The 20999-nt window shown below is 63.5% G+C and carries 22 protein-coding genes and 1 pseudogene; 3 read left to right on the forward strand and 20 right to left on the reverse strand.

The genetic code is table 11. The features are described from left to right. A partial coding sequence (locus V6M61_RS19700; RefSeq protein WP_332778302.1) for a hypothetical protein occupies positions 1–363 on the forward strand: 363 nt, incomplete at its 5' end. Between the two features lie 214 nt (positions 364–577). Here the strand turns inward: V6M61_RS19700 and V6M61_RS19705 are convergent. From V6M61_RS19705 to V6M61_RS19780, 17 genes and pseudogenes are all read right to left on the reverse strand, one after another. Further along, entirely contained in the window at positions 578–2008 is a 1431-nt protein-coding gene (locus V6M61_RS19705) for a hypothetical protein (protein WP_332778303.1), read from the reverse strand. A 24-nt stretch (positions 2009–2032) separates the two neighbouring features. Then, positions 2033–2884 (reverse strand): hypothetical protein, encoded by an 852-nt coding sequence (locus tag V6M61_RS19710; RefSeq protein WP_332778304.1) that lies wholly within the window; start codon positions 2882–2884, stop codon positions 2033–2035. A gap of 40 nt (positions 2885–2924) precedes the next feature. Continuing rightward, positions 2925–3395, reverse strand: a complete 471-nt coding sequence (locus V6M61_RS19715; RefSeq protein WP_332778305.1) for a hypothetical protein — start codon at positions 3393–3395, stop codon at positions 2925–2927. A 21-nt stretch (positions 3396–3416) separates the two neighbouring features. Then, positions 3417–4046 (reverse strand): penicillin-binding protein activator LpoB, encoded by a 630-nt coding sequence (locus tag V6M61_RS19720; protein ID WP_332778306.1) that lies wholly within the window; start codon positions 4044–4046, stop codon positions 3417–3419. 547 nt (positions 4047–4593) lie between these two features. Next, entirely contained in the window at positions 4594–5244 is a 651-nt protein-coding gene (maiA, locus tag V6M61_RS19725; protein ID WP_332778307.1) for a maleylacetoacetate isomerase, read from the reverse strand. Further along, on the reverse strand, positions 5245–5958 hold the full coding sequence (locus tag V6M61_RS19730) for an ABC transporter ATP-binding protein (protein ID WP_332778308.1): 714 nt from the start codon (positions 5956–5958) through the stop codon (positions 5245–5247). Positions 5959–5977: 19 nt separating this feature from the next. Beyond that, a complete protein-coding gene (locus V6M61_RS21085) occupies positions 5978–6256 on the reverse strand; it encodes a hypothetical protein (protein WP_442957824.1) in 279 nt (92 codons plus the stop codon). A gap of 9 nt (positions 6257–6265) precedes the next feature. Next, positions 6266–6664, reverse strand: a pseudogene (locus tag V6M61_RS21090) (ATP-binding cassette domain-containing protein); the annotation flags it as partial. Positions 6665–6732: 68 nt separating this feature from the next. Then, positions 6733–7785, reverse strand: coding sequence for a branched-chain amino acid ABC transporter permease (locus tag V6M61_RS19740; protein ID WP_332778363.1), 1053 nt, complete (start codon positions 7783–7785; stop codon positions 6733–6735). Between the two features lie 11 nt (positions 7786–7796). Continuing rightward, a complete protein-coding gene (locus V6M61_RS19745; protein ID WP_332778310.1) occupies positions 7797–8714 on the reverse strand; it encodes a branched-chain amino acid ABC transporter permease in 918 nt (305 codons plus the stop codon). 4 nt (positions 8715–8718) lie between these two features. Beyond that, complete coding sequence (locus V6M61_RS19750) at positions 8719–9903, reverse strand: ABC transporter substrate-binding protein (protein WP_332778311.1); 1185 nt, start codon at positions 9901–9903, stop codon at positions 8719–8721. A gap of 66 nt (positions 9904–9969) precedes the next feature. Further along, positions 9970–10290, reverse strand: a complete 321-nt coding sequence (locus tag V6M61_RS19755) for a non-heme iron oxygenase ferredoxin subunit (protein ID WP_332778312.1) — start codon at positions 10288–10290, stop codon at positions 9970–9972. Positions 10291–10293: 3 nt separating this feature from the next. Beyond that, entirely contained in the window at positions 10294–10782 is a 489-nt protein-coding gene (locus V6M61_RS19760; protein ID WP_332778313.1) for an aromatic-ring-hydroxylating dioxygenase subunit beta, read from the reverse strand. Beyond that, positions 10779–12056, reverse strand: coding sequence for an aromatic ring-hydroxylating dioxygenase subunit alpha (locus tag V6M61_RS19765; protein ID WP_332778314.1), 1278 nt, complete (start codon positions 12054–12056; stop codon positions 10779–10781). The genes V6M61_RS19760 and V6M61_RS19765 overlap by 4 nt, the downstream gene beginning before the upstream one ends. Positions 12057–12113: 57 nt before the next feature. Further along, positions 12114–12809, reverse strand: coding sequence for a fumarylacetoacetate hydrolase family protein (locus V6M61_RS19770; protein ID WP_332778315.1), 696 nt, complete (start codon positions 12807–12809; stop codon positions 12114–12116). Between the two features lie 51 nt (positions 12810–12860). Further along, the gene (gene gtdA, locus V6M61_RS19775) at positions 12861–13907 is read right to left on the reverse strand and encodes a gentisate 1,2-dioxygenase (protein ID WP_332778316.1); all 1047 of its coding nucleotides are present in this window, start codon (positions 13905–13907) and stop codon (positions 12861–12863) included. Positions 13908–13926: 19 nt separating this feature from the next. Continuing rightward, positions 13927–14910: a 2Fe-2S iron-sulfur cluster-binding protein gene (locus V6M61_RS19780; RefSeq protein ID WP_332778317.1), complete on the reverse strand. Its 984-nt coding sequence runs from the start codon at positions 14908–14910 to the stop codon at positions 13927–13929. 162 nt (positions 14911–15072) lie between these two features. Between V6M61_RS19780 and V6M61_RS19785 the strand changes: the two genes are divergently transcribed. Further along, the gene (locus tag V6M61_RS19785; RefSeq protein WP_332778318.1) at positions 15073–15978 is read left to right on the forward strand and encodes a LysR family transcriptional regulator; all 906 of its coding nucleotides are present in this window, start codon (positions 15073–15075) and stop codon (positions 15976–15978) included. 165 nt (positions 15979–16143) lie between these two features. Continuing rightward, positions 16144–16350, forward strand: coding sequence for a dodecin (locus V6M61_RS19790; RefSeq protein WP_332778319.1), 207 nt, complete (start codon positions 16144–16146; stop codon positions 16348–16350). A 105-nt stretch (positions 16351–16455) separates the two neighbouring features. On the opposite strand, the gene V6M61_RS19795 is transcribed toward V6M61_RS19790, so the two are convergent. The 3 genes from V6M61_RS19795 to V6M61_RS19805 form a co-directional block, all read right to left on the reverse strand. Further along, positions 16456–18891 (reverse strand): spermidine synthase, encoded by a 2436-nt coding sequence (locus V6M61_RS19795; protein ID WP_332778320.1) that lies wholly within the window; start codon positions 18889–18891, stop codon positions 16456–16458. Between the two features lie 139 nt (positions 18892–19030). Then, positions 19031–19768, reverse strand: coding sequence for a protein-L-isoaspartate(D-aspartate) O-methyltransferase (locus V6M61_RS19800; protein WP_332778321.1), 738 nt, complete (start codon positions 19766–19768; stop codon positions 19031–19033). Positions 19769–19934: 166 nt separating this feature from the next. Next, positions 19935–20981, reverse strand: coding sequence for an MBL fold metallo-hydrolase (locus V6M61_RS19805; protein ID WP_332778322.1), 1047 nt, complete (start codon positions 20979–20981; stop codon positions 19935–19937). Between the last annotated feature and the right edge of the window lie 18 nt (positions 20982–20999).

A 20999-nucleotide genomic window follows, 5' to 3' on the forward strand; every position in this document is an offset into this window, starting at 1 on the left:
TACGCGCGTGGCGGCGCGTGGGCCTATTTGGCGGCGGTGGATGTGCACCGCGCCAAGGTGTTCGGCCGGTGCGAAGCGACCACCGGCATTGAGCCGTTCGAGCGCCTGGTTAACCAGGTCATGAGCCAATGGCCGTACAACCAGATCGAGATCTACTTCTCCATCGTGCAGTGCAAGGCGCTCACGCCCAACGATTTCACTTGCCTGCAGGCGGTTGCTGATCGGCTGGAAAACTTCGAGCGCTACTACGAGAGCATTGCCCATCCGTTCGAGTGGAAGTTCACCCGAGCCGACCTCAATGCCCTGATGGCGCGCATGCGCTCACGCTATGCTGAAACCCAACACCTGAAGCTCGCGGCCTGAACAATACGTGTGCGAACTTCTGAAGTGGACTACTAAGCGCCGCTAACAAAACCCTCCTGGCGTCGTTGTGCCGCCTTGGCCGTTACAGCACTGTCTGCGGCGGCACGCCTAGCCAGGACCGCTGCGCTGGATTTTGTTAGCGGCTCTAAGGCCTGCGCCTACCCCCATTAAAAAAGGCCAGCGTTGCTGGCCTTTTTTTCCGCCTATCAGCGCATCAACTGGCGAACGCCGTCGCAATCTCCTGACGGAACACGGGATCGCGCGGATTCGCGCCGGGCTCCAAAGGGCCGGCCTCAGGGAGCAAGGACAGCGGGGCCAGCGAGCGGCCCCAGTACAGCTGGCATGAGGGCGTGTCGACCAGGCGTGTCGCCGTGAGCTGGGACACGCGGCCCTCGGTGTCCAGCGCCACATTCAGGCTGCTGGCCGTCGCTTTTTTAGCCCCGGTGCCCAGCCAGACCGTCGCCGGCAACTGTTCCCATTCGCGGACGTCGGCCTGCGCCTGTGTTGCATTGGCCACACCCTGGGCCACCAACCCGGTGAACATGCCCAGCAGGCCCAGGCCGGCGGCGTCGCGGTCACCGGTTGCCAGGGCCGTTTGCAGGCCGATATCGCCGACCACGCCAGCCACCGATGCCACACCCTGCGCACCGTCCTTGAACGAGGCCTTGCCATTGAGGATGCCGTCTATGGGTCGCCCGCCACGGGTCGTGGCCTGAAAGCCAATGTCGGCCCCCTTCACAAAAGAGTTGACGGCGCAGCCCGTGTCGCTGCTCGACGTACAGGCGGTTTTCGCGGTTTGCAGCGGCATGTCGTGCGACTGCCACTTGAGGATTTCGCCCGACTTGCCGCTGCCGTACTTAAAGGGTGAACGCCCGCTTTCAAACAGCACCAGCACCGGCTGGTCGACCGGGACGGTGCTGTAGTTGCTGTCGCCCTTGATCGCCTGCTGCAAAAAGTCCTTGGCCATGGCGCTGTTGCCGTCGCAATAACTGGCCCATCCGGCCATGAAAGGCATCAGGCCAAAATCGCCGGCGTATTGTTCGGCCTCAGCCACCGTGTCCTGGTAGTCCGCCTGCTTGAACAGCGCACGCGCATTCTGGAAGTCGCCCTTGGCCGCATACACCAGGCCGCGGTAGAAATGCGCCATGGCGCGCTCGTAGGGCTCGCCTTTGTAGTCCTTGATCTTCTCGGCCGTCCAGAGCGACTTGGCCTTTTGGGCTTCGGGGTTGTCGGCATAAATGATTTCAATGCGCGTCACGGCCGCATCAAAAGCCTTCTCCGCCAGCGCTATGTCACCGAGCGACAAGGCCGCCATGCCGATGCGCTGAAAATTCAGCGTGGCATTGCGTTCGCCTTCGATATACAGGCGCTGAAACAACGGGCGCAGGGCGGCATTGGAGGTCTTTGCGGCAAACACCTCGGCGGCGGCCTGAGCGTCGGGCGGCACCGGCACGGCCGGCGCCCAGCGTTTGACGGGTTTTTGGCCCGCCTGTGCTGCGGCCTGCTGCGCGGGTGCCTGCATCAGGCTCTGGAGCAGGCCGCCAAACTGGGCATGGGCCGGAGCCAGTGCAGACAGCCAGACCATGGCGGCGGCCACGGCGGTACGTGAGGCAGGACGGCGCCTGAAGAATGAATGCTTCATCATCAAAAAACTCCTGTTTTGCTTGCGCTATCGGGCCAGTGCTTCGCCAAGCCGGGCCAGTGTCTGCTCCGCCACCAGCTTGCCGGTGTCACCCACGACGGTCGGCTTGACCACCTCACGAAAGCCGCCGCGCGGATCGGCTTCGAACTTCGGCACGGCTTTGGGCGTGTTCTCGGGCGGCTGGCCATTCATATACCCTTCGGCCAGCACCAGACCGTCGGCCAGCCGCTTGATGGCCACATAGGTGGCCCAGCCGGTCGGAGACGCCGCGTCGCGCGTATTGAGCACTTCCATCAGCAGCTTGGCATGCCGGGAAAGCGCGTTGGTTTCGACCTGCTGGGCGTCCAGGCTGTCGCCCTTTTGCCGGGCCGCAGTGGTGCGCATGACCAGGTTGCGATCCACCAGCTTGACGCCCGCCGAGGCGAGGGTTTGCATAAAGGCGCTGCGCATCTGCAGATCGACCCGCTCGACCGGTCCGGCACGCAGCGCCTGCTGGGTCTTGAGCTCTTGCGTGGTGATGGTGGTATTGGCCAGGGCGGCGCCGCTGCCCTGCACGGCGGCATAGCCGGGCAGGCGCACGGCTTCAGCACTGGCGGCACCGACGCGCAGCGTGTCTATGCTGACCTGCGATGCGTCACGCTGCTGCAACATGTCGGTGAATTCGCGGTTCCACAGCACGGCAATGGCGGGGCGGCCGGCGCGCGCGTAAGCGCTGCTGAAAGCCGAACGCGTAAACAGGGGTTCAGCGGGCGCGACGGCGGGCGGCGACGCCATCACCTCCGGCAGACCTTTGCGGTAAGCACTTTCGGGAATCGGGGCCTGCGCGAGCGCGCTTGCAGCCAGCATCGACAGGCCAAGGGACAGGACGGTACACCTCATGGGAAGCCTCTTTTTTTGTTCTGCTTCTGCGCAGACTGTTTTATTTGGCGGGCACCACGTAGCCCTGACCCGGCGCAAACTGCGACTGGCCACGGTTGCCGTCATTGATGTCCACCGACACCTTGCTGGTGATCTGGGAGATGGCCGACTCGCCGTAGGTGGCCTGGCCGCGCGGGCTCAGGAACACGGTTTTCCAGACGCTGGGCGGCTCGCTCTGGCCGCGGTCACCGGTAAAACGGGTGCGCATGCTGAGCACCACATCGACATCCGAGCAGTTATAGACCGTGGTCTGCACGGCGGCCATGCCGGTCCCGGTGCGCGAGGTAGAAACCTCCTGCACGCCGATGACTTTGGCAAGTTCAGGCGACAACACGGCCACCGAAGCCAGTTGCGGCGCACCGGCCTGCTGCTCCCAGGTTTTACAGCCGGCAAAAGTCGGTGGTGTGGACTGGGTGACGGCGCAGCCGGCCAGGACGGCAGCTGTGACAGCTGTGGCAAGAATTCGGATCATGAGCCTCCCTGTTGTTTTTGGTCAGCGGTAAATCACATCGTCGGCAGCGGCACGGGCAAATTCGTAAATGCCGGTCCAGACGATTTCGCCGGACTCCAGATCGGTCATCTCAAACGCGATCTGGGTATAGCGCTGGATCATGCCGGTCTTGGTATTGCGGCTGTCCAGCGAGCCGATTTTTCCGGAGAGCCGGTAGTCCGCACCTAGCTGCGCCTTGGTCAGGCCAGTGGTGCCGATGTCGGTCGTGCCGCTGCGCTTGAGCGCGCGCTCCTGCTCGATCATGGCAGTGTTCTGGCGGTTCACAAACTGCATGCGCGAGCGCGCTGCACGGTTAAGGTTGACCATCAGGCGCTGCGTGATCAGGTTCTTGTTGATCGCCTGTGAGCTTTCATTGACGAAGTACTGACTGTCGATGATGACGCGGGGACGTTTGCCGGTGTCGGCAAAAATCTGCTCGGCCAGCATGTCGCGCATCATCTGGTCCGTCATGGCCAGAATGTCCTGGCCTTCGACGCCGACGCCGGACACCGGCCCCTTGCGACCGGGATCCACCTCCATCGAGGCGACGCCTGTGGCGTTCTGGAGAGGAGGATTTGTCTGGCACCCGGCGAGAGCAGGAATAATCAGCAGCAGCGCTGTCGTTTTAAACATGAGGGGCGGCATGGAAAAATTCCTTAGAGACATTTCTAAAAACCCAGTGTTACCAAATGCATCCAAAAGATACATGCATAGCGCATTCCTTGGCATCCCCCATTTGGAGTATGGGCACGGCGAATCAGCCACCTCGGCCATCGACATGGCCGGCACTGGATCGGCCAGATTGAGCAGGTGCAGCAGGTTGCAGGCGGTGCTGCGTGGGCGCCCCCGCGGCTTGTGAGTGCACCTAGGCCTGCGCGGTGAAGACCTCGGTGTGGCGCGGTCGTTTTGTTTGCTACTTAATTAATAGCTACTCACGCCCACCATTTATGAGCCAGAGGCATTTTTTGCAATCATAAAAGCTGGGAAAACCGTCTTTGATTCGGTAGCGCTCACGCCGCCCTCATGCGGCGCCCAATTCGCCAATGCTCGGTATCGCCAAGAGCAGTCGTTGGAAGCTGACGCGAAGTTTGGTGGAGAGCGGACGTTCGGGCGGCTACCAGCCGGCCCGCGACGATGCCGTCGTAAACAATGTAGTTTGAGCTAGCGGACTTGCTATACCCTACTCCGCATCGGCTTGCCGCGAAGGAGCCGCCTTCGCAAAAGCAGGCAGAGCCTGGCAATTGTTGAATATCGCGGTCAATGTCGGGCAGCCCGACAAATCAACATTGAAACGCTGGGCACTGAAAATCTGCGGCACCAGGCAGCAGTCGGCCATTGTCGGCGTGTCGCCAAAACAGAAAGCGCCGCTGCGGCCGTGCTGCTGAATTTGCGCTTCGATCGCCTCCAGGCCCAAGGTGATCCAGTGCGCGATCCATTCGCTTTTCTTTTCTTCCGAAATCTCCATGGAGCCGGTCAGATATTTCAGCACCCGCAGGTTGTTGATCGGGTGGATGTCGCAAGCGATGCCCAGCGACAACTGGCGCACAAAAGCCCGGTCAGCCGGCGACGGCGGCAGCAGCGGCACCTGCGGATAAACCTCGTCGAGGTATTCCATGATCGCCAGCGACTGGCTGATTTGCACACCCTCTTCGCTCAGCACCGGCACCAAGGCCTGCGGGTTGATGGCGCGAAACGCTTCGCCAAACTGTTCGCCGCCATGGCGGTTGAGGTGGATGAACACATGCTCGGCCTGAAGACACTTGAGGTTCATCGCGATGCGCACGCGGTACGCAGCCGAGCTGCGAAAGTAGGTGTGAAGGATGCGGCCCATTCAGACTCCGAGGTATTGGTGCACGATTTCAGGCTGGCCGCGCAGGTCGTCCGAGGTTCCCTGCCAGACGACACAGCCCTTTTCAATCACGAAGTGCCGGTCAGCCAGCCCCATCAGCGCCTTCACGTTCTTGTCGATGACGATCTGCGACAGGCCGTCCTGTTTGAGCTCGGCCAGCGCGCGCCAGATCTCGTTGCGGATGACCGGCGCCAGCCCCTCGGTGGCCTCATCGAGCACCAGCAGGCGCGGATTCGTCATCAGCGCCCGGCCGATGGCCAGCATCTGCTGCTCGCCCCCCGACAGCTGCGATCCCAGGTTGCCGCGACGCTCTTTCAGCCGCGGGAAAAAGGCGTAGACGCGGCCCAGGTCCCAGGTCTTGCCGCGGCCTTTTTGGTCGTCGCGGGCGGTGGCGACCAGGTTTTCTTCCACCGTCAGGTTGGGGAAAACCTGCCGGCCTTCGGGTACCAGCGCCAGACCCTGGCGCGCGATGCGGTGGGGCGGCAACTGGTCGACGCGGTTGCCGGCCACGTGCACACTGCCTGCCCCCACCGGCAGCATGCCGAACAGGCACTTGACGGTGGTGGAGCGGCCCATGCCGTTGCGCCCGAGCAGCGTGACGACTTCGCCGGCGCCGACCTCAAAGGAGATATCGAACAGCGCCTGCGCATGGCCATAGGAAGCCTGCAGGCCTTTGACGGATAAAAACGGGTTCATGATGGGGTCCTCGCGCGCGTCATGCTTCGGCCTCTTCTTCGCCGAGGTACACCGCCCGCACTTCCGGGTGGTTGCGGATTTCATCGGGCGTTCCGGTGAACAGAATCTTGCCGTAGACCAGCACGCTGATGCGGTCGGCCAGCGCAAACACCGCGTCCATGTCGTGCTCGACCAGCAAGATGGTGTACTGGCGTTTCAGGCGCTGCAGCAGGGCGACGACGGCGGCGGATTCCTGCACGCTCATGCCGGCCATGGGCTCGTCGAGCAGCAGGAACTTCGGCCCCGCGGCCAGACTCATCGCGAGCTCCAGCTGGCGCCGCTCGCCATACCCCAGGTCGCCGGCCATCACGTGGAGCCGGTGCGTGAGGCCGCTCGCCTCCAGCGCTTCCTCGGCAAACCGGCGCGCTTCCTTGTCGGCCAGCATCGGCGCCCAGAACCTGAAGGCATGCTGGCGTGAACCGAGCGCCGCAAACGTTGCGTTCTCGAGCACGCTGAAGTCCTCAAAAATCGAGGTGATCTGGTAGGACCGCAGCAGGCCGCGCGCCGCGCGTTCGTGGATAGTCAGCGCGGACACATCGGCGCCGTTGAACCAGACGCTGCCGCTGTTCGGTGCAAGCTCGCCCGAGAGCTGGTTGATCAGCGTCGTCTTGCCGGCGCCATTGGGGCCGATGATGGCGTGGAGCTCGCCCTCGCCGATGTCCAGCGACACGGCGTCGGTGACCAGCAGCGCGCCGTAGCGCTTGGTGAGGGAGTCGGTGCGAAGTACGCTGGCCATCACAGGGCTCCCTTCGCCACACCCGTCGCCACACCCGTCGCCGCCATAGCCGCTGCGGGGGTAGTAGGGGTGGTGATCGTGGTGGTGACTTTGGCGGGCAGCTTTCCCCGCGAATCCAGGCGCTGCAGCAGGCCGATGATGCCGCGCTTGCCCAGGAGGGCGACGATGACAATGAGCGGGCCGAAGATGACCATCCAGTGATCGGTGAAGCCTTTCAGGATCTCTTCCAGACCCAGGAAGACCAGCGCCCCCATCAAGGGGCCGAACACCGTGCCCAGACCGCCGATCACCACGATGACGATCAGCTCGCCGGAGACAGACCAGGCCAGGGTGCTGGGCGAGGCAAAGGCATTGAGGTTGGCCAGCAGCAGACCCGCCACGCCGCACAACATGCCCGACATCACATAGGCCAGCAACTGGTAACGCAGCACCGGGATGCCGGCGGCATTGACGCGGCGCGCGTTCTGCCTGGCGCCACGGATCACCATGCCGAAGGGCGCGGTGCGCAGCCTGGCGAGCCACCAGATCGACAGCACCAGCAGGGCGAAGGCGACGACGTAGACACTGGTCGCGGACGACAGGTCGAGCGGGCCGAAGCGGCTGGTCTGCGCGATGGACATGCCGTCGTCACCGCCGTAGTGCTTCAGGCTGACGAAGAGAAAGTAGCCCATCTGCGCGAAGGCCAGCGTGATCATGATGAAGGCGATGCCGGTGGTGCGCAGGCTGATGGCGCCTGTGACCAGCGCGACCAGGCCGCACACGCCCAGGCACAGCGCCAGGTGCACCCAGCCGTTGCCGACCCCATGAAAGGAGGCCAGGCCGACGGCATAGCCCCCCAGTCCGAGGAAGAGCGAATGCCCGAAGCTGACCAGCCCGCCGTAACCCAGCGCGATGTTCAGCGCGCAGGCAGCAATCGCGTAGATGATGATGCGCGCGAAGAAGGCCACATAGAACTGCTGGCCGGTGGCCTGCGCCACCAAGGGAACGGTCGCCAGCAGCAGCAACACCAGCAGGGGAACCCAGGCGCTGGGCCGTGAATAAAGGGGAGTCATCGCCATCACCTTCACCTGTTCGCCGGAAAAAGACCTTGCGGCCGCCATGCCAGCACCACCGCCATCAGCAGGTACACCAGCATGGAGGCCAGCGCCGGGCCGGCCGCGTCGGCGAACGACCGCTCGGTGACCTGCCTCAGCACGAAGGGCAGAAATACGCGGCCCATGGTGTCGACAATGCCGACGATGAGCGCCGCATAAAACGCACCGCTGACCGAGCCGATGCCGCCGATCACGATGACGACCAGCGTGGTGATCAGCACCGACTCGCCCATGCCGGACTGCACCGACAGGATGGGGCCGGCCATCGCGCCCGCCAGGCCCGCGAGCATGGCGCCGACGGCAAACAGCATGGCGTTGAGCAGGCGAATGTTGACGCCCAGGGCGGCGACCATCGCCGGGTTGACGGCGCCGGCGCGGATCAGCATGCCCACGCGGGTCTTGTTGATCAGCAGCCAGGAACCGATTGCCACCGCCAGCCCGACGACGATGATGGCGAACCGGTAGGCCGGGTAGCTGAAGCCGCCGATGTCGATGGCGCCGCCGAGGAATTCCGGAACCTGCAGAAACACCGGCTGCGCGCCCCAGAGGAGGCGCACCAGTTCGTTGAAGAACAGCACCAGGCCGAAGGTGGCCAGCACGTGGTCGAGGTGGTCGCGGCGGTACAGGCGCGCAACGGCCACGAACTCCAGCGCCAGGCCCAGCAGCAGCGAGCCCAGCATGGCCACCAGCACGGCCAGCCCGAAGGAGCCGGTGTACTGGAAGGCCGTGGCCGCGAAGTACGCACCCACCATGTAGAGCGAGCCGTGCGCCAGGTTGACGAAGCTCATGATGCCGAAGACCAGCGTCAGGCCCGCAGCCAGCAGGAACAGCAAGACGCCGTACTGCAGGCCGTTGAGCAGCTGAGCGAAAACAATCGTGCTGTTCATGGCGTCACTTCAGCGCGCATTGCGCGTGGTAGGCATCGGTCTGTCGGGTCAGCGGCGTTGCCACGAGTTTTCCGACGACGCTGCTGCCGCTCTTGACGGTTTCGAACGCATAGTAGTTCTGCACCGGCAGGTTGTTGTTGTTGAACGCGAACGGGCCGCGTACCGACTTGAACTCACTGCCAGCCGCCTTGACCGCAACGGCAAGCGCCTTGGCATCGCCGGCCTTGGCCTTGCCGAGCGCGATGTTCAGAATATTGGCCGCATCGTAGGCCGTCGCCGCGTATTCGCTGGGAGTACGTTTGTACTTGCGCTCGAAGTCGGCGACGAATTTCTTGCTCTCCGGCGTGTCGAGCGCCGCGTCCCACATCGCACCGCTGACGCTGCCCACCGCCGCATCCTGCAGCCCCGGCAAGGTCGTGCCATCAACGGTGAAGACGGAATACAGGGGCACCTTGGCCATCAGGCCGGCCTGGCTCATCTGCTTGATGAAGTTGACGCCCATGCCGCCAGGGTAGAACACAAACACCGCATCGGGCTTGGCTGACTGCAGCTGCGCAAGCTCGGCCGAGTAGTCGGGCTGGTTCACCTGCGTGTAAACCTCGTCCACGATCTGGCCCTTGAAGTAGCGCTTGAAGCCGGTCATCATGTCCTTGCCAGCCTGGTAGTTGGGCGCCATCAGGTAGACCTTTTTCAGGCCCTTGTCCTGGGCAAACTTGCCCATGGCTTCGGCGGCGCCGTCGTTCTGCCAGGCGGCGGAAAACACATTGGCCTTGCAACCCGCACCGGCCAGCGGCGACGGGCCGGCATTGGTGGCGATGGCCACGGTGCCCGACTCGGCGATGCGCGGCAGGCTGGCCATCAGCACATTGGAAAAACTCAGGCCCACGATGGCATCGACCTTGTCCTTGTCGATGAACTTGCGCACGATCTGGCTGCCGATCTCCGGCTTGAGCTGGTCGTCTTCCTTCAGTATGGTGGCGGGTTGACCGCCGAGCTTGCCGCCCAGTTGCCCGACCGCCAGCATGAAGCCGTCGACCTGGTCCTGGCCCACGATGGCCTGCGGGCCCGACAACGGCGCCATGATGCCGATGGTGGCGGCCGCGGCGAGCTGGCTGGCGCCTGCAAGCGCCACACCCGCCAGGGCGGCGAGCGCGGTGCGGCGGAAGGAAGTCGTGGGTGTCGTAGTCATGTTCTCTTGTCTCATGTTGTGTGGATAGGGTGAGGGAGGGATGGGAAGAATGGGACGGTTGCGGGGTCAGTCAGACATCTGCAAAAATACGCGCCCGCCTTCGATGCGCACGGGGTAGCTGCGAATATCCTCCGTGACCGGTGCACAGGTGCCGCGGCCATTGCGCACGTCGAACTTGCCCTGGTGCAGCGGGCATTCAATTTCATAACCATCCAGAAAACCGTCGCACAGCCGCGCATGGCCGTGGGTACAGATGTTGTCGGTGGCAAAAATGCTGCCTTCGACTTTGTAGAGGGCAATGTCGCGGCCGCCGACCTGCAGGCCGATCACATCGTCTTCGGGCACACCGTCTTCTTCGGTGGCGTCAATCCAGTTGGAATTGCTCATGGTTTAAATCGGGTAGATGATGGAATTCGGGATCATTTCGCTGTCGTACACGCAGTAGCGCGACGAGAACTTCAGGCCTTCGGGCGTGCGCTCGATCACGTCGATGTAGCGGCCGACATTGAAGACCGTCGACTCCTGCGACAGCTTGGTGCGGAAGACGGCGTAGTTGGCTTCGGCCTCGAAACGGTTGTCGCCGGCCTTGTGGATCAGCGGCGCGCCGACGACGTGGCGCTGGTAGTAGGGGTCATGGAACAGCGTCTCGCGGATGCCATAAACGCGGTCTTTCAGCATGCCCTTGCTTTCAAAAAGCAGGGTTGCCAGCGGAAAGCCGCGTTCATGGTTTTCACGCGGGATCAGCTTGTAGGTGCAGTTTTCGGTGAAGAACTCGGGCCACAAATCCCAGTCGCCCGAATCGACTGCCCGGGCGTAATCGGCATACAGCTGCGCGATCTGCAGGTAGTCTTCGAAATTGAGGTTATCGGTGGTACTCATACCTCGGCCTCCATCACTTCGCGCCAGTATTGGTACATGCCGCGTATCAGTGTTTCGGTGACCATGTGGTCGGTGTCCTCGACCGTGCGCCCGCCCAGTTCGGCCAGCGTGCGGTGGAAGGGCTTCTGCTCGAAGCCTTGCTGCGAGAACTCGATCACCTCGCCGTCGTCGGCCGACACGAAGCCGGCCGGACCGAACAGGTTGGCCTGGCGCAAACGGCGCTGCGTCATCTCTTGCGTGTCGTCCGCGAAGCCGAAATGCGTCCACACGAAATCGAAGGAGCCGTGGCCGTCGGGCTGGATGTGGCGCGTCGATACGCTGTTGACCTGCTGCTGCAGGATGACGCTGGGGAAAAGCGTCATCATCACCGCGGTCGGGCCGCCCCACCAGGGCTCGGGCACGATGTCGAGGAAGCGCGGGTCGTTGAGCTCCATGCTCTCCTTGAAGCTGGACACCTGCGTAACCTGATCGGCCTTGCCCGACTGTCCACGCGTGGAAATCATGGCCGCATGGCGGTGGCGAGCATCCATTTTCAGTTCGGACTTGTTGTCAGCGCGCCAGAGACCGAAGGTGACAAACCAGGTGTGCAGCAGGCCGGGGTGGTACGGGTCCTTGATGTTCTCCTGCATCAGCTTCCAGTTGCCCGGAATGCGCTGGCGGTTGTAACCCAGGATCTTCAGCTCGCGGCCATCGAAAAGGCGGTCGAAATAGCCGAGGATGACCGGTCCGAGGAAGTCTTCGAGCGATTCAATGTCGTGGTCAAAGCTGGCAAACACCACGCCGCCGCGCGTCGCGACCTTGAGCTTGTTGAGGCCATGGTCGGTGGTCTTGAAGTCTGCGGGCATGCCGCCGTTGACCTTGCCGTCCTGCTTGACGCCGCGGCGAAACGGCACCCCCTGCAGATCGCCCTTCAGCGTGTAGCTCCACTGATGGTACGGGCAGACAAACTCTTTTTTGTTGCCATGGCGTTCGCGGCAGAACTGCATGCCCCGGTGGGCACAGACGTTCTCGACCACACTGACACCGCCGTCGGCATCGCGCACCATGATCACCGAGCGCTCTCCGACCACCGTGCGCTTGAAGTCGCCGGTGTTGGGGATTTCGGCATCAAGGCCGACGTAGTTCCAGTGTTTGGTGTAGAAGAAGCGTTCAAGCTCTTTCTTGTGCTGGTCCGGGTCGGTGTAAGCCATGAAGGGAATCCGGCTGGTGCCTTCGGATTCCCAATGGATCTTGATGGGAAAGGTTCCGGTGGATGCGGTGGTCGATGCAGTCATCGCTGTCTCCTTGGTTTCCGTTTTCCGTTTTTTGTTTGCCGTTTTTCGCGCTTGCGATCAGGCCTTCACCGTGACCGTGATGCCGGCCAGGCCCGCGATGTCGCCCTGCATCACATCGCCCGTCACCACGGCGTTCACGCCTTCGGGGGTGCCGGTCATGATGATGTCGCCGGGCTCCAGCGTTTCGTATTCGGACAGGTAGGCGATGCATTCCGAGACCGACCAGATCAGCTTGGCAATGTCCGACGACTGACGGGCGCCGCCATTGACGGTGACGCTGATGGCGCCTTCAGCCACGTGGCCGCCGTCGGCCACGCGGGACAGCGTGCCGACGGGTGCCGACAGTGCGAAGGACTTGCCGAATTCCCAGGGGCGGCCCTTGTCGCGCGCGTCGAGTTGCAGGTCGCGCCGTGTCATGTCCAGGCCGACGCCGTAGCCGTAAACGTGGTCCAGCGCATCGGCCACGGCGATGTCGCGGCCGCCCTTGCCGAGGGCGACGACGAGTTCAATTTCGTGGTGGAAGTTCTTCGTCTTTGGCGGATAGGGAATGCTGACAGGCGACGACGCATCGACTGCGGCGTTGGCCGGTTTCATGAAAAAGAACGGCGGGTCGCGGTCAGGGTCTTTGCCCATCTCGCGCGCATGCGCGGCGTAGTTTCGGCCCACGCAAAAGATCCGGTTGACGGGAAAGCGCTCGCTGATGCCTGCTACGGCGAGCGTGGGGATGATGGCGGGTTCGATGGCGTAGTTCATGTGATGGATGTGATGGAGGTGACGGTGTTTTGTCGCAGAGTTGAGGAGTTTTCAGGCGCGGTGTTCGCGCCACAGGCCGAGGGCCTGCTGCACGGGTCGGTCTGAATAGCTGAAGAGCACGGTCTCGGGACCGGCGCGGAACTGGTGGCTGTGCCAGGATGGCACCACCAGCACGTCGTTTTCATCGAGGCGAACGGTCTTGCCTTCGACGATCGCTTCGGCGCTGCCGCTGAGGCACACATACACCGTGCCGTCGGTGCAGCGGAAAGGCCGCGTCTCGAAACCTGCGGGAATCAGCTGGGAGAACGCCGCGATCGTCGGCATCGGCGAACGGCCGGTGGCCGGGTTGACGTAGCGCTGCTTGTGGCCGAAGTGCGCATCGGGCGTACCACCGGCGATGGTTTTCAGCGAGGCCAGCGTGCGTTCCCAGGGATAGACAAACACCTTGGTCGGCTCGGCCGGCTGCTGGTAGAAATCGACCGGGACCATGTTGGAGCCGTAACGCGCCAGCGCATCGCCTTCCGGCCGGACGACGGCCTGGTAGTCGCTGTCGCTTTTCTCCGCAAATCCGGCATCAAGGAAGCGCACGATGGGAATGTCCAGGCCGTCGAGCCATACCACCGGCTGGTCGCCCAGGTTGCCGTGGTCGTGCCAGGTCCAGGCCGGCGTGATGATGAAGTCGCCGCGGCGCATCGTGGTGCGCTCGCCATCCACCGCGGTGTAGGCGCCCTCGCCGTCCAGCACCAGCCGCAGCGCGGACTGTGTGTGGCGGTGCGCCGGCGCCACTTCGCCGGGCATGATGAGCTGCAGGCCGGCATACAGCGACTGCGTGATGCAGGACTGGCCGCGCAACGCGGGGTTTTCCAGGATCAGCACACGGCGTTCAGCCTCGGCCGCGCTGATCAGCGTGCCGGCTTCCATCACGCGGTCGCGCACGTCGGCGTACTTCCACAGATGCGAGACCGCCGGCGACTTGGGCGAGTGCGGCACCAGCGCGCCCAGCACTTCCCAGAGCGGCGTCATGTTGCCTGCGCCGATGCGGTCGTAATAGGCTTTGCGGCTCAGCTGGGATTCGAGGTCTAAATTCCTGGCGCTCATGAGGGCTCCTGTTGATTTTTCAAGTGCCGCTGGCATAAAACGCGTCGGCATAAATTTGTTCGGCAAGCACGCCCATCTGGCGCACCAGCAAGGTGGTGGCCTCAACCATGGGCGGCGCGCCGCAGAGGTAGGCGCGAACGCCTTCAAGGCTGGACCAGTCCTGGGCAATGGCTTCGGTGACCAGGCCGGTGCGGCATCCGGGCGCCTGGCCGGACGTGACCACGACGTGCACATTCAGTTGCGGATGTTGGCGCGCAAGCTCTGCCAGCCATTCGCGGCCGTAGATGTCGCGCTCCGAGCGAACACCAAAATAGAGGTGGATGCTGTTGCGCATGCCTTCGGCAATGACTCCGCGAATGATGGACAGGATAGGCGCGAGGCCTGTGCCGCCGGCCACACACAGCATCGGGCCCTCATGCTTACGGCGCAGGTAGGCCGAGCCCAGCGGACCGCTGACGCGCACCGCGTCGCCGACCTTCAGCGTGTTGGCGATGTAACCGGTGACCCGGCCATCGGGGACCAGGCGCACATGGAATTCCAGCTCATCCTCCGCACACAGGCCGGCCATCGAATAGGGCCGGATATGGTCAGGCGTGAACTGAAGCTGCGCATACTGGCCGGGTGAAAACGCCAGGGGCTTGGCGGGCTTCAGCCGGATCCGTTTGATGTCGTGGGTCTGGTCTTCTACCGCGACGACCGTGGCCTTGACGATTTTTGCCGCATGGACAACAACCTCGTCAGGTTCGGGGATTTCGACAGTGCAGGACTCCGTCAGAAAGGTCTGGCACGCCAGCACATAACGGTCTTCAGTCACCAGCGGGCGCTGCGCTTCCCGGCCCGACTCGAGCACATGCCCCTCGACAAGCTTGCAGCGGCAGGTGCCGCAACGCCCGGCCATGCAGCTGTACGACACCGGCACGTCGTTCGTGCGCAGGGCGTCCAGCAAATTGACGCCGGCGGCAACGCTCAGCGTACGCTGGAGGGGACGGATAAAAATTTCCATCTTGTTCTGTCTGGGTTGTCTCGTGGGAAAGCTGCCCTGTTGCCTGGTTTCTGGCGAACCACCGCAGCTATGTGAGCAATGATCGGACCCCCACTAAAATCAGTCAATACAATGACATCAATGTTTTGTATCACTGAAATCAATAATTGTCAGGAGACGTAGATGGAACTCAAGGACATCGACCTGAACCTGCTGGTTGTCTTTAACCAGCTGCTGACCGAAAGAAAAGTCTCCAAGGTTGCCGAGAACCTGGGCCTGGGGCAGCCCGCCGTCAGCAACGCATTGGCACGCCTGCGCAAGCTGTTTGGCGACGAACTTTTTTTACGCACGTCGAGCGGCATGCAACCCACGCCCTTTGCCGATCAGCTGGCCGAATCGATAGGCTACGCGCTAGGCATGATTCACGGCGCGATCAATGTGAAAAACTCATTCGAGCCTGCAACCAGCAAGCGGAGCTTTTCAATCGGCATGACCGACATCGGCGAAATCTACTTCCTGCCTCGCTTGATGGAGAAGATCCAAAAGGTGGCCCCGTCCGTTTCCATCAGCACCGTGCGCAACACAGCGATCAACCTGAAGGACTCCATGGAAGCAGGCCATGTCGATCTGGCCATAGGACTGCTACCCCAACTGAAGGCTGGCTTCTTCCAGAGGCGATTGTTCATGCAGCAATATGTCTGTATGTTCAAGAAGGGACACCGCCTGGACAAACAAAAAATCCTGCCATCGGATTTTTTCTCGGCAGACCACGTAGCCATTGTTTCGACAGGTACAGGTCACGGGAAAGTCGATGAAATACTTGACAGCTATTCGCCACAGCGAAAGGTGAAGCTGACCGTACCGCATTTTGTGGCGGTGGGTCACATTCTTCAGTCAACGGACCTGGTGGCAACCGTCCCGGAGCGCCTTGCCGAAAAGATGGCAAAACCTTTCAACCTCAAATACGTCGCTCACCCTATCAAGCTCCCGCAGATTGCCATCAATCTGTTCTGGCATGCCAAGTACCACAAGGACCCTGCCAATCAGTGGTTACGAGGTCTTATTTTCGACATGCATGCAGGCGGATAGTCGGCCGCCCATGTCAGCACCGAATGTTCGACATCACCTCGGCGAAGGCGACGCTCACCCAAAGGTCCGGCATCTTGCCCGTGCCTTTGTGTTTGTGTTTGTAGTTCCAACGCAAAACACGTAAGATTTCATCGGACAGACCGAACAACTCCCGGGAGCGATGCGATGAGCAACCATGTCTACAAGCTGCTTGAACTTACCGGTTCCTCCACCATCAGTATTGAAGAGGCTGTGAGCACCGCCATCGCCAAGGCGCATGAGACGGTACGGAACATCCAGTGGTTCACCATCACCGAGACCCGGGGCCATGTGGTCGATGGCAAGGTGGCGCACTGGCAGGTTTCCTTGAAGATCGGATTCACGCTGGAATAGCCGCCGGCGCAAGGGCTTGAAGGTACGCCAGGACGGTGTTCCTCAAGCTTCGTGAGATGCGCAACAGGTGGTGATGCGCCGATGACGCGCGGCGCGCATGAAGTGTCAAGGACGAGACGCAGCCGCAACCCCATACAAAACCAGCGCAGCCAGGACCACGGCGGTGAATCCGACATGGATCGCGAGCAGCGTGGCCAGCACCGCGCCGGTGACCGACGCACAGCCGTTGATGCCCCAGGCCCAGGCAATGAGCCGGGCATCTGTTGCCTCCACCCTCGCCAGCCCCAAGGGGAACGGCATGCCCATGAAAAACGCCAGCGGCGCGATGAGGGCGACCGAGATCAGGATCCTCGCCGCGTCCGGCAGCCCCATCGCATGCTGGAAGAGCCAGGAAAGCAGTGCCAGGCAAAGCGCCGCCGACAGGCAAATAGCGCCCACCACCGCCGCCACGGGGCGGCCCGAGAGGCGCGCGGAAACGCGGCTGCCGATTCCGGCGAACAGCAGGAACGCGAACAGCACGACCGCAACCGCGTAGAGCGGGTGGCTCAGAAACAGAACGAACTTCTGGATGAACGCAATCTCGATGAACATGAAGCCGAAACCGATCGCCAGAAAGTAGATGAGGACGCGGCCGCGCGATCCGGCGAGTGGCATGCTGTCGTTCTGCCGGGCGCCGACCCGTGCGACCCAGGCCAAAGGCAGGCCGATCAACAGCAGGCTCGCAACCACCGCCTGAACCAGCGTTGCCACGAGCACCGGATAGCCCCATTCCAGCAGCGGCAAGCCGCCCTGCCCCCTCAGCGACAAGAGCTCGGGCAGCGAGCGCCACTTGAAGAAGTGGAAGAAGTGCGGTTTGTCGTCGGTGGCCGGGGCAATGTGGAATTTGTAGCCCTGCAGGAATGCTTCCCTGCCCGGACTGAGCAGCGCCGCCGCACCGTCGAACAGGTCGGGACGCTCGACCACGTTGTAGCGGTTCGCTTCCTGTGGCCGCATGCCGGGATAGAACGCCAGATCGAAGGAGCGCTCGGCGCAGAAGGCCTTGATCGCCGCAATGTCCGCGCCGCCGAAGGCGCCGTTCTTGACGAGCAGCGTGCTGGTCTTCCAGCTGCGCACCAGGGCAAGCCGGGACCCGGGGTCGGCGACGCCCGATCGCTCCAGCGCCACCACGGCGGCGGCAAAGAGCTTGAGCGCATCGCGCGGCGGCAGCGTGACCCAGCGCGTGATCGCCAGCAGGCCGCCGGGCTGCAAATGCCTCAGATCGTCCTGCAGGGCTTCGACCGTGTAGAGGTAATTCTCGGACAGCGCGTAGAGGCCCGCAGAAGAAGCGCTGAAGGAATCGAGCAGCGCCACGTGGATGAGGTCGTAGCGTTCCTTGCTGGCCGCGACGAAGCCGCGCGCTTCGGCCACATGCACGCGCGCTGTTTGCCGATAGATGCCGCCCGCATAGTCCGCGAACCGGCGCCGCACCAGATCGACGACCTGGGGGTTCAGCTCCACCGCATCAATCTGTCTGGCGTCGTGGTAGTGGGCCTGCAGCACGTCCGCCCCGGCGCCGGCACCCAGCACCAGCACGCGCGGATGGCGTAGCAGGTGGTAGGGCAGTGCCGAGCTGATCTGGTCTAGATGGGCCAGGCTGCCCTGCCGGCCGTCGAACCGGGTCAGCGCGCTGAGGCCTTCGCCGTCGATGAAGACCCCCAACTGCGGCGGCGGCTCGATCGTTGCATTGAGGCTCAATCCCGGCGCGTGGCGCAGCGCAATGCGCGGACTCTCGACCACGCTGACGAGGCCCAGCGGGCTCGATCGTTGCGCCACCACCCGGGCTTCGGGAATGCGCAAGGTCTGCGACAGTTCCTTGTACGGCGACATGGCGGGCTCCACCCAGGCTTGCGGCAACAGCAGGGACAGGCCGGCCAAGGCCATCAGCAGCGCTGCGGGCCAGCGTCTCGGGCCGCATTCGAGCCACGCCACCGCCGCCGCGGCCCATCCCAGCGCCCCGATCAGCTTCAATGCGTCGGCCGGCGACAGCACGAACAGCAGGGCCACGACGCCAAGGCTTCCCGCCCCCGCGCCCAGGATGTCGAAGCTGTAGATGCGGGGCACCATGCCGCGAAAGCACGACAAGGCCATGCACACGCAGGCGCCGGCGCACAGGAAGGGCAGCAAAAGCAGCAGGTAGACCGCCAGCAGGTAGGCCGACTGGCGCGGATCCCAGAGGATTTCCAGCGGATTGAACGGCACGCGCTGCGCCAGCGCAAAGCAGACGATGGCGCTGACCCCGAACGCCGCGGCGGCCGCGCTGAACAGCGGCGCAAAGCGCTGCCGCACGGCGCCTTGCGCCAGGGTCAGCACGGCGCCGCTGGCGCCGTAGCCGAGCAGCGCCAGGCTGATGATCATGTAGGCGAAGTGGTGCCACAGGATGATGGAGAACAGCCGCATCAGCAGGATTTCGTAGGCCAGCGCGGCAGCCGAGATCAGGGCAATGGCAATCACCGGCGGAGCGGCCCCGCCAGCAGCAGCCACGCGTGTCCCGGTCATCGACATCTCAGTTGCTCCACCACCGCGCTTCGGCAGGCCTTTTCGGGGAACACCGCGGAACCGGCTCTGCCGGGCCGCTGGTGTTGCCCCCTCGAGGGGGGAGGCGGCTACACGCAGTGAGCCAGCAACGGGGGTGGATTTCATATCAACGCTTGCCGGTCAGCGGCACGAAGGCCACCGGCAGGATCTGCCGGGTCGAGACCGTCCCGTCCTGGTTCTTCTCAACCAGCATCAATTGCTGGGTCAGGAACGCCGCGCCCACCGGAATCACCATCCTGCCGCCGGCCTTGAGCTGGCGGATCAGCGGCGGCGGAATGTGGCTGGCCGCCGCGGTGACGAGGATGGCGTCGTACGGCGCATGCTCCTCCCAGCCGTGGTAGCCGTCGCCCAGGCGCACCTGGACGTTGTCGTAGCCCAGCCTCTGCAGGCGTCGCGTGGCCTGCAACCCCAGCGGCTCGATGATTTCGATGGTGTAGACGGCCTTGGCCAGATGCGCCATCACCGCCGCCTGATAGCCCGAGCCGGTACCGATCTCGAGCACCTTGTGGCCGGACTCCACCCTGGCCAGATCGGTCATCAGCGCGACGATGTAAGGTTGCGAGATGGTCTGCCCGTGGCCGATAGGCAGGGGCCGGTTCTGATAGGCACGGGGAAGCTGGTCAGCGGGAACGAACTCGTGTCGCGGCACCTTCCCCATGACAGCCATCACGCGCTCATCAAGGGCTGGCTTGCCGATCTCGTTGCGGGTCTGGCGAACGAGCGCCGTGATCTCCTCCATCATCCGCCGTCGCTCGGACGCGAAGTCTTCGGCTGCGACGGCCTGTGCCCCTGTGATGCTCAACAGGAGCGCTGCGGCAACAACGCGGACGGTGGGTGTGGCCATCGCTTCGGTTCGACGACGGGTTTGCGTTCGTCATGGGGGAGCGGAGATGTCCTGATCATGGCAGAGCGCGAGATCGCGGTCCAGCGTGTGGGGTATGCCCACAGCATGGAAGTGGTCCGGGGTGCGCTCAGGCGACTCAGACAGCCCATCAACGCGATCAGCAGCGTCAACGCGGCCTGAGCACGCGCGTTTCGCCAATCGCCATCACAAAAAACTCGTCCTCCGACAAGCCCTGGGCGCGGCGCTGGGCCGCCAAGGCTTTGGGCGGCTCATCCAGCGGTTCGTCCGTCAGCTCAAACGTTCCCCAATGCACGCCGAGTGACTGTTTCGCGCCGAGGTCGCGGTGAATCTTGACGGCCTCTTGCGCATTCACATGTTGCGTCGCCATGAACCAGCGCGGCTCATAGGCCCCGATGGGCAACAAGGCAATATCGAAGCCGCCCCCCTGCTCCGGCCTTTGCCGCGGCGCGAAGCGTGCGCGCATGTCGGTGAAGTCCCGCGAGTAACCCGTGTCACCCGCATAAAAGAGGTGGCAATCTGGCGCGAAGACGGCAAAGCCGCCCCACAGCGTCGTCATCCGATCCGTCAAGCCGCGCGCCGACCAATGTTGCGCCGGTACCAGCATGACCTCCACGTCGCCAGCTGGCGCCTGCAGCAGGTGGCTTTGCCACCAGTCCAGCTCCACGGCATGGCGGACCCCGCGCCCCGCCAGCCAGGACTTCAGACCCAGCGGCACGACGAACAGGGGCGGGCCGCCGCTCTGCCGGTTCAGCGCGTCCACCGACGCTTCGTCCAGGTGGTCATAGTGATTGTGCGAGGCCAGGACCAGATCCACATGGGGCAGGTCACGCGCCAGGATGCCGGGCGGCTGCTGGCGTTTCGGCCCCAGGAAGGAAACCGGTGAGGCACGCTCCGAGAAGATCGGGTCGGTCAGCAGCGTCAGCCCGCCCAGCTGCGCCATCACCGTCGCATGGCCTACCCAGGTGACCGTTGGCTGCATCCGTGCCGCCGCCCTGGCGTTGCGGTGCAGAAAGTCGAGGTCCGGCGCAAGCCTGGGAATGGGCGCCTGCGGCGGCGGCGGCAAACCCCGGCGCGACGCGTCCCAGCGCCAGCGCAGCACGTCCGCCAGGCTTTTCGGCGTGAATTCCGTGTGGACGTTCTGGAAGCCTTGCGGGCGGTGATGCGGCTTGGCGGGGTCGTAGCTGGGATTCATGTCAGTCAGAGTGCGGGC

It is taken from the genome of Polaromonas sp. (genome assembly GCF_036676035.1).
Taxonomy (GTDB): domain Bacteria; phylum Pseudomonadota; class Gammaproteobacteria; order Burkholderiales; family Burkholderiaceae_C; genus Polaromonas.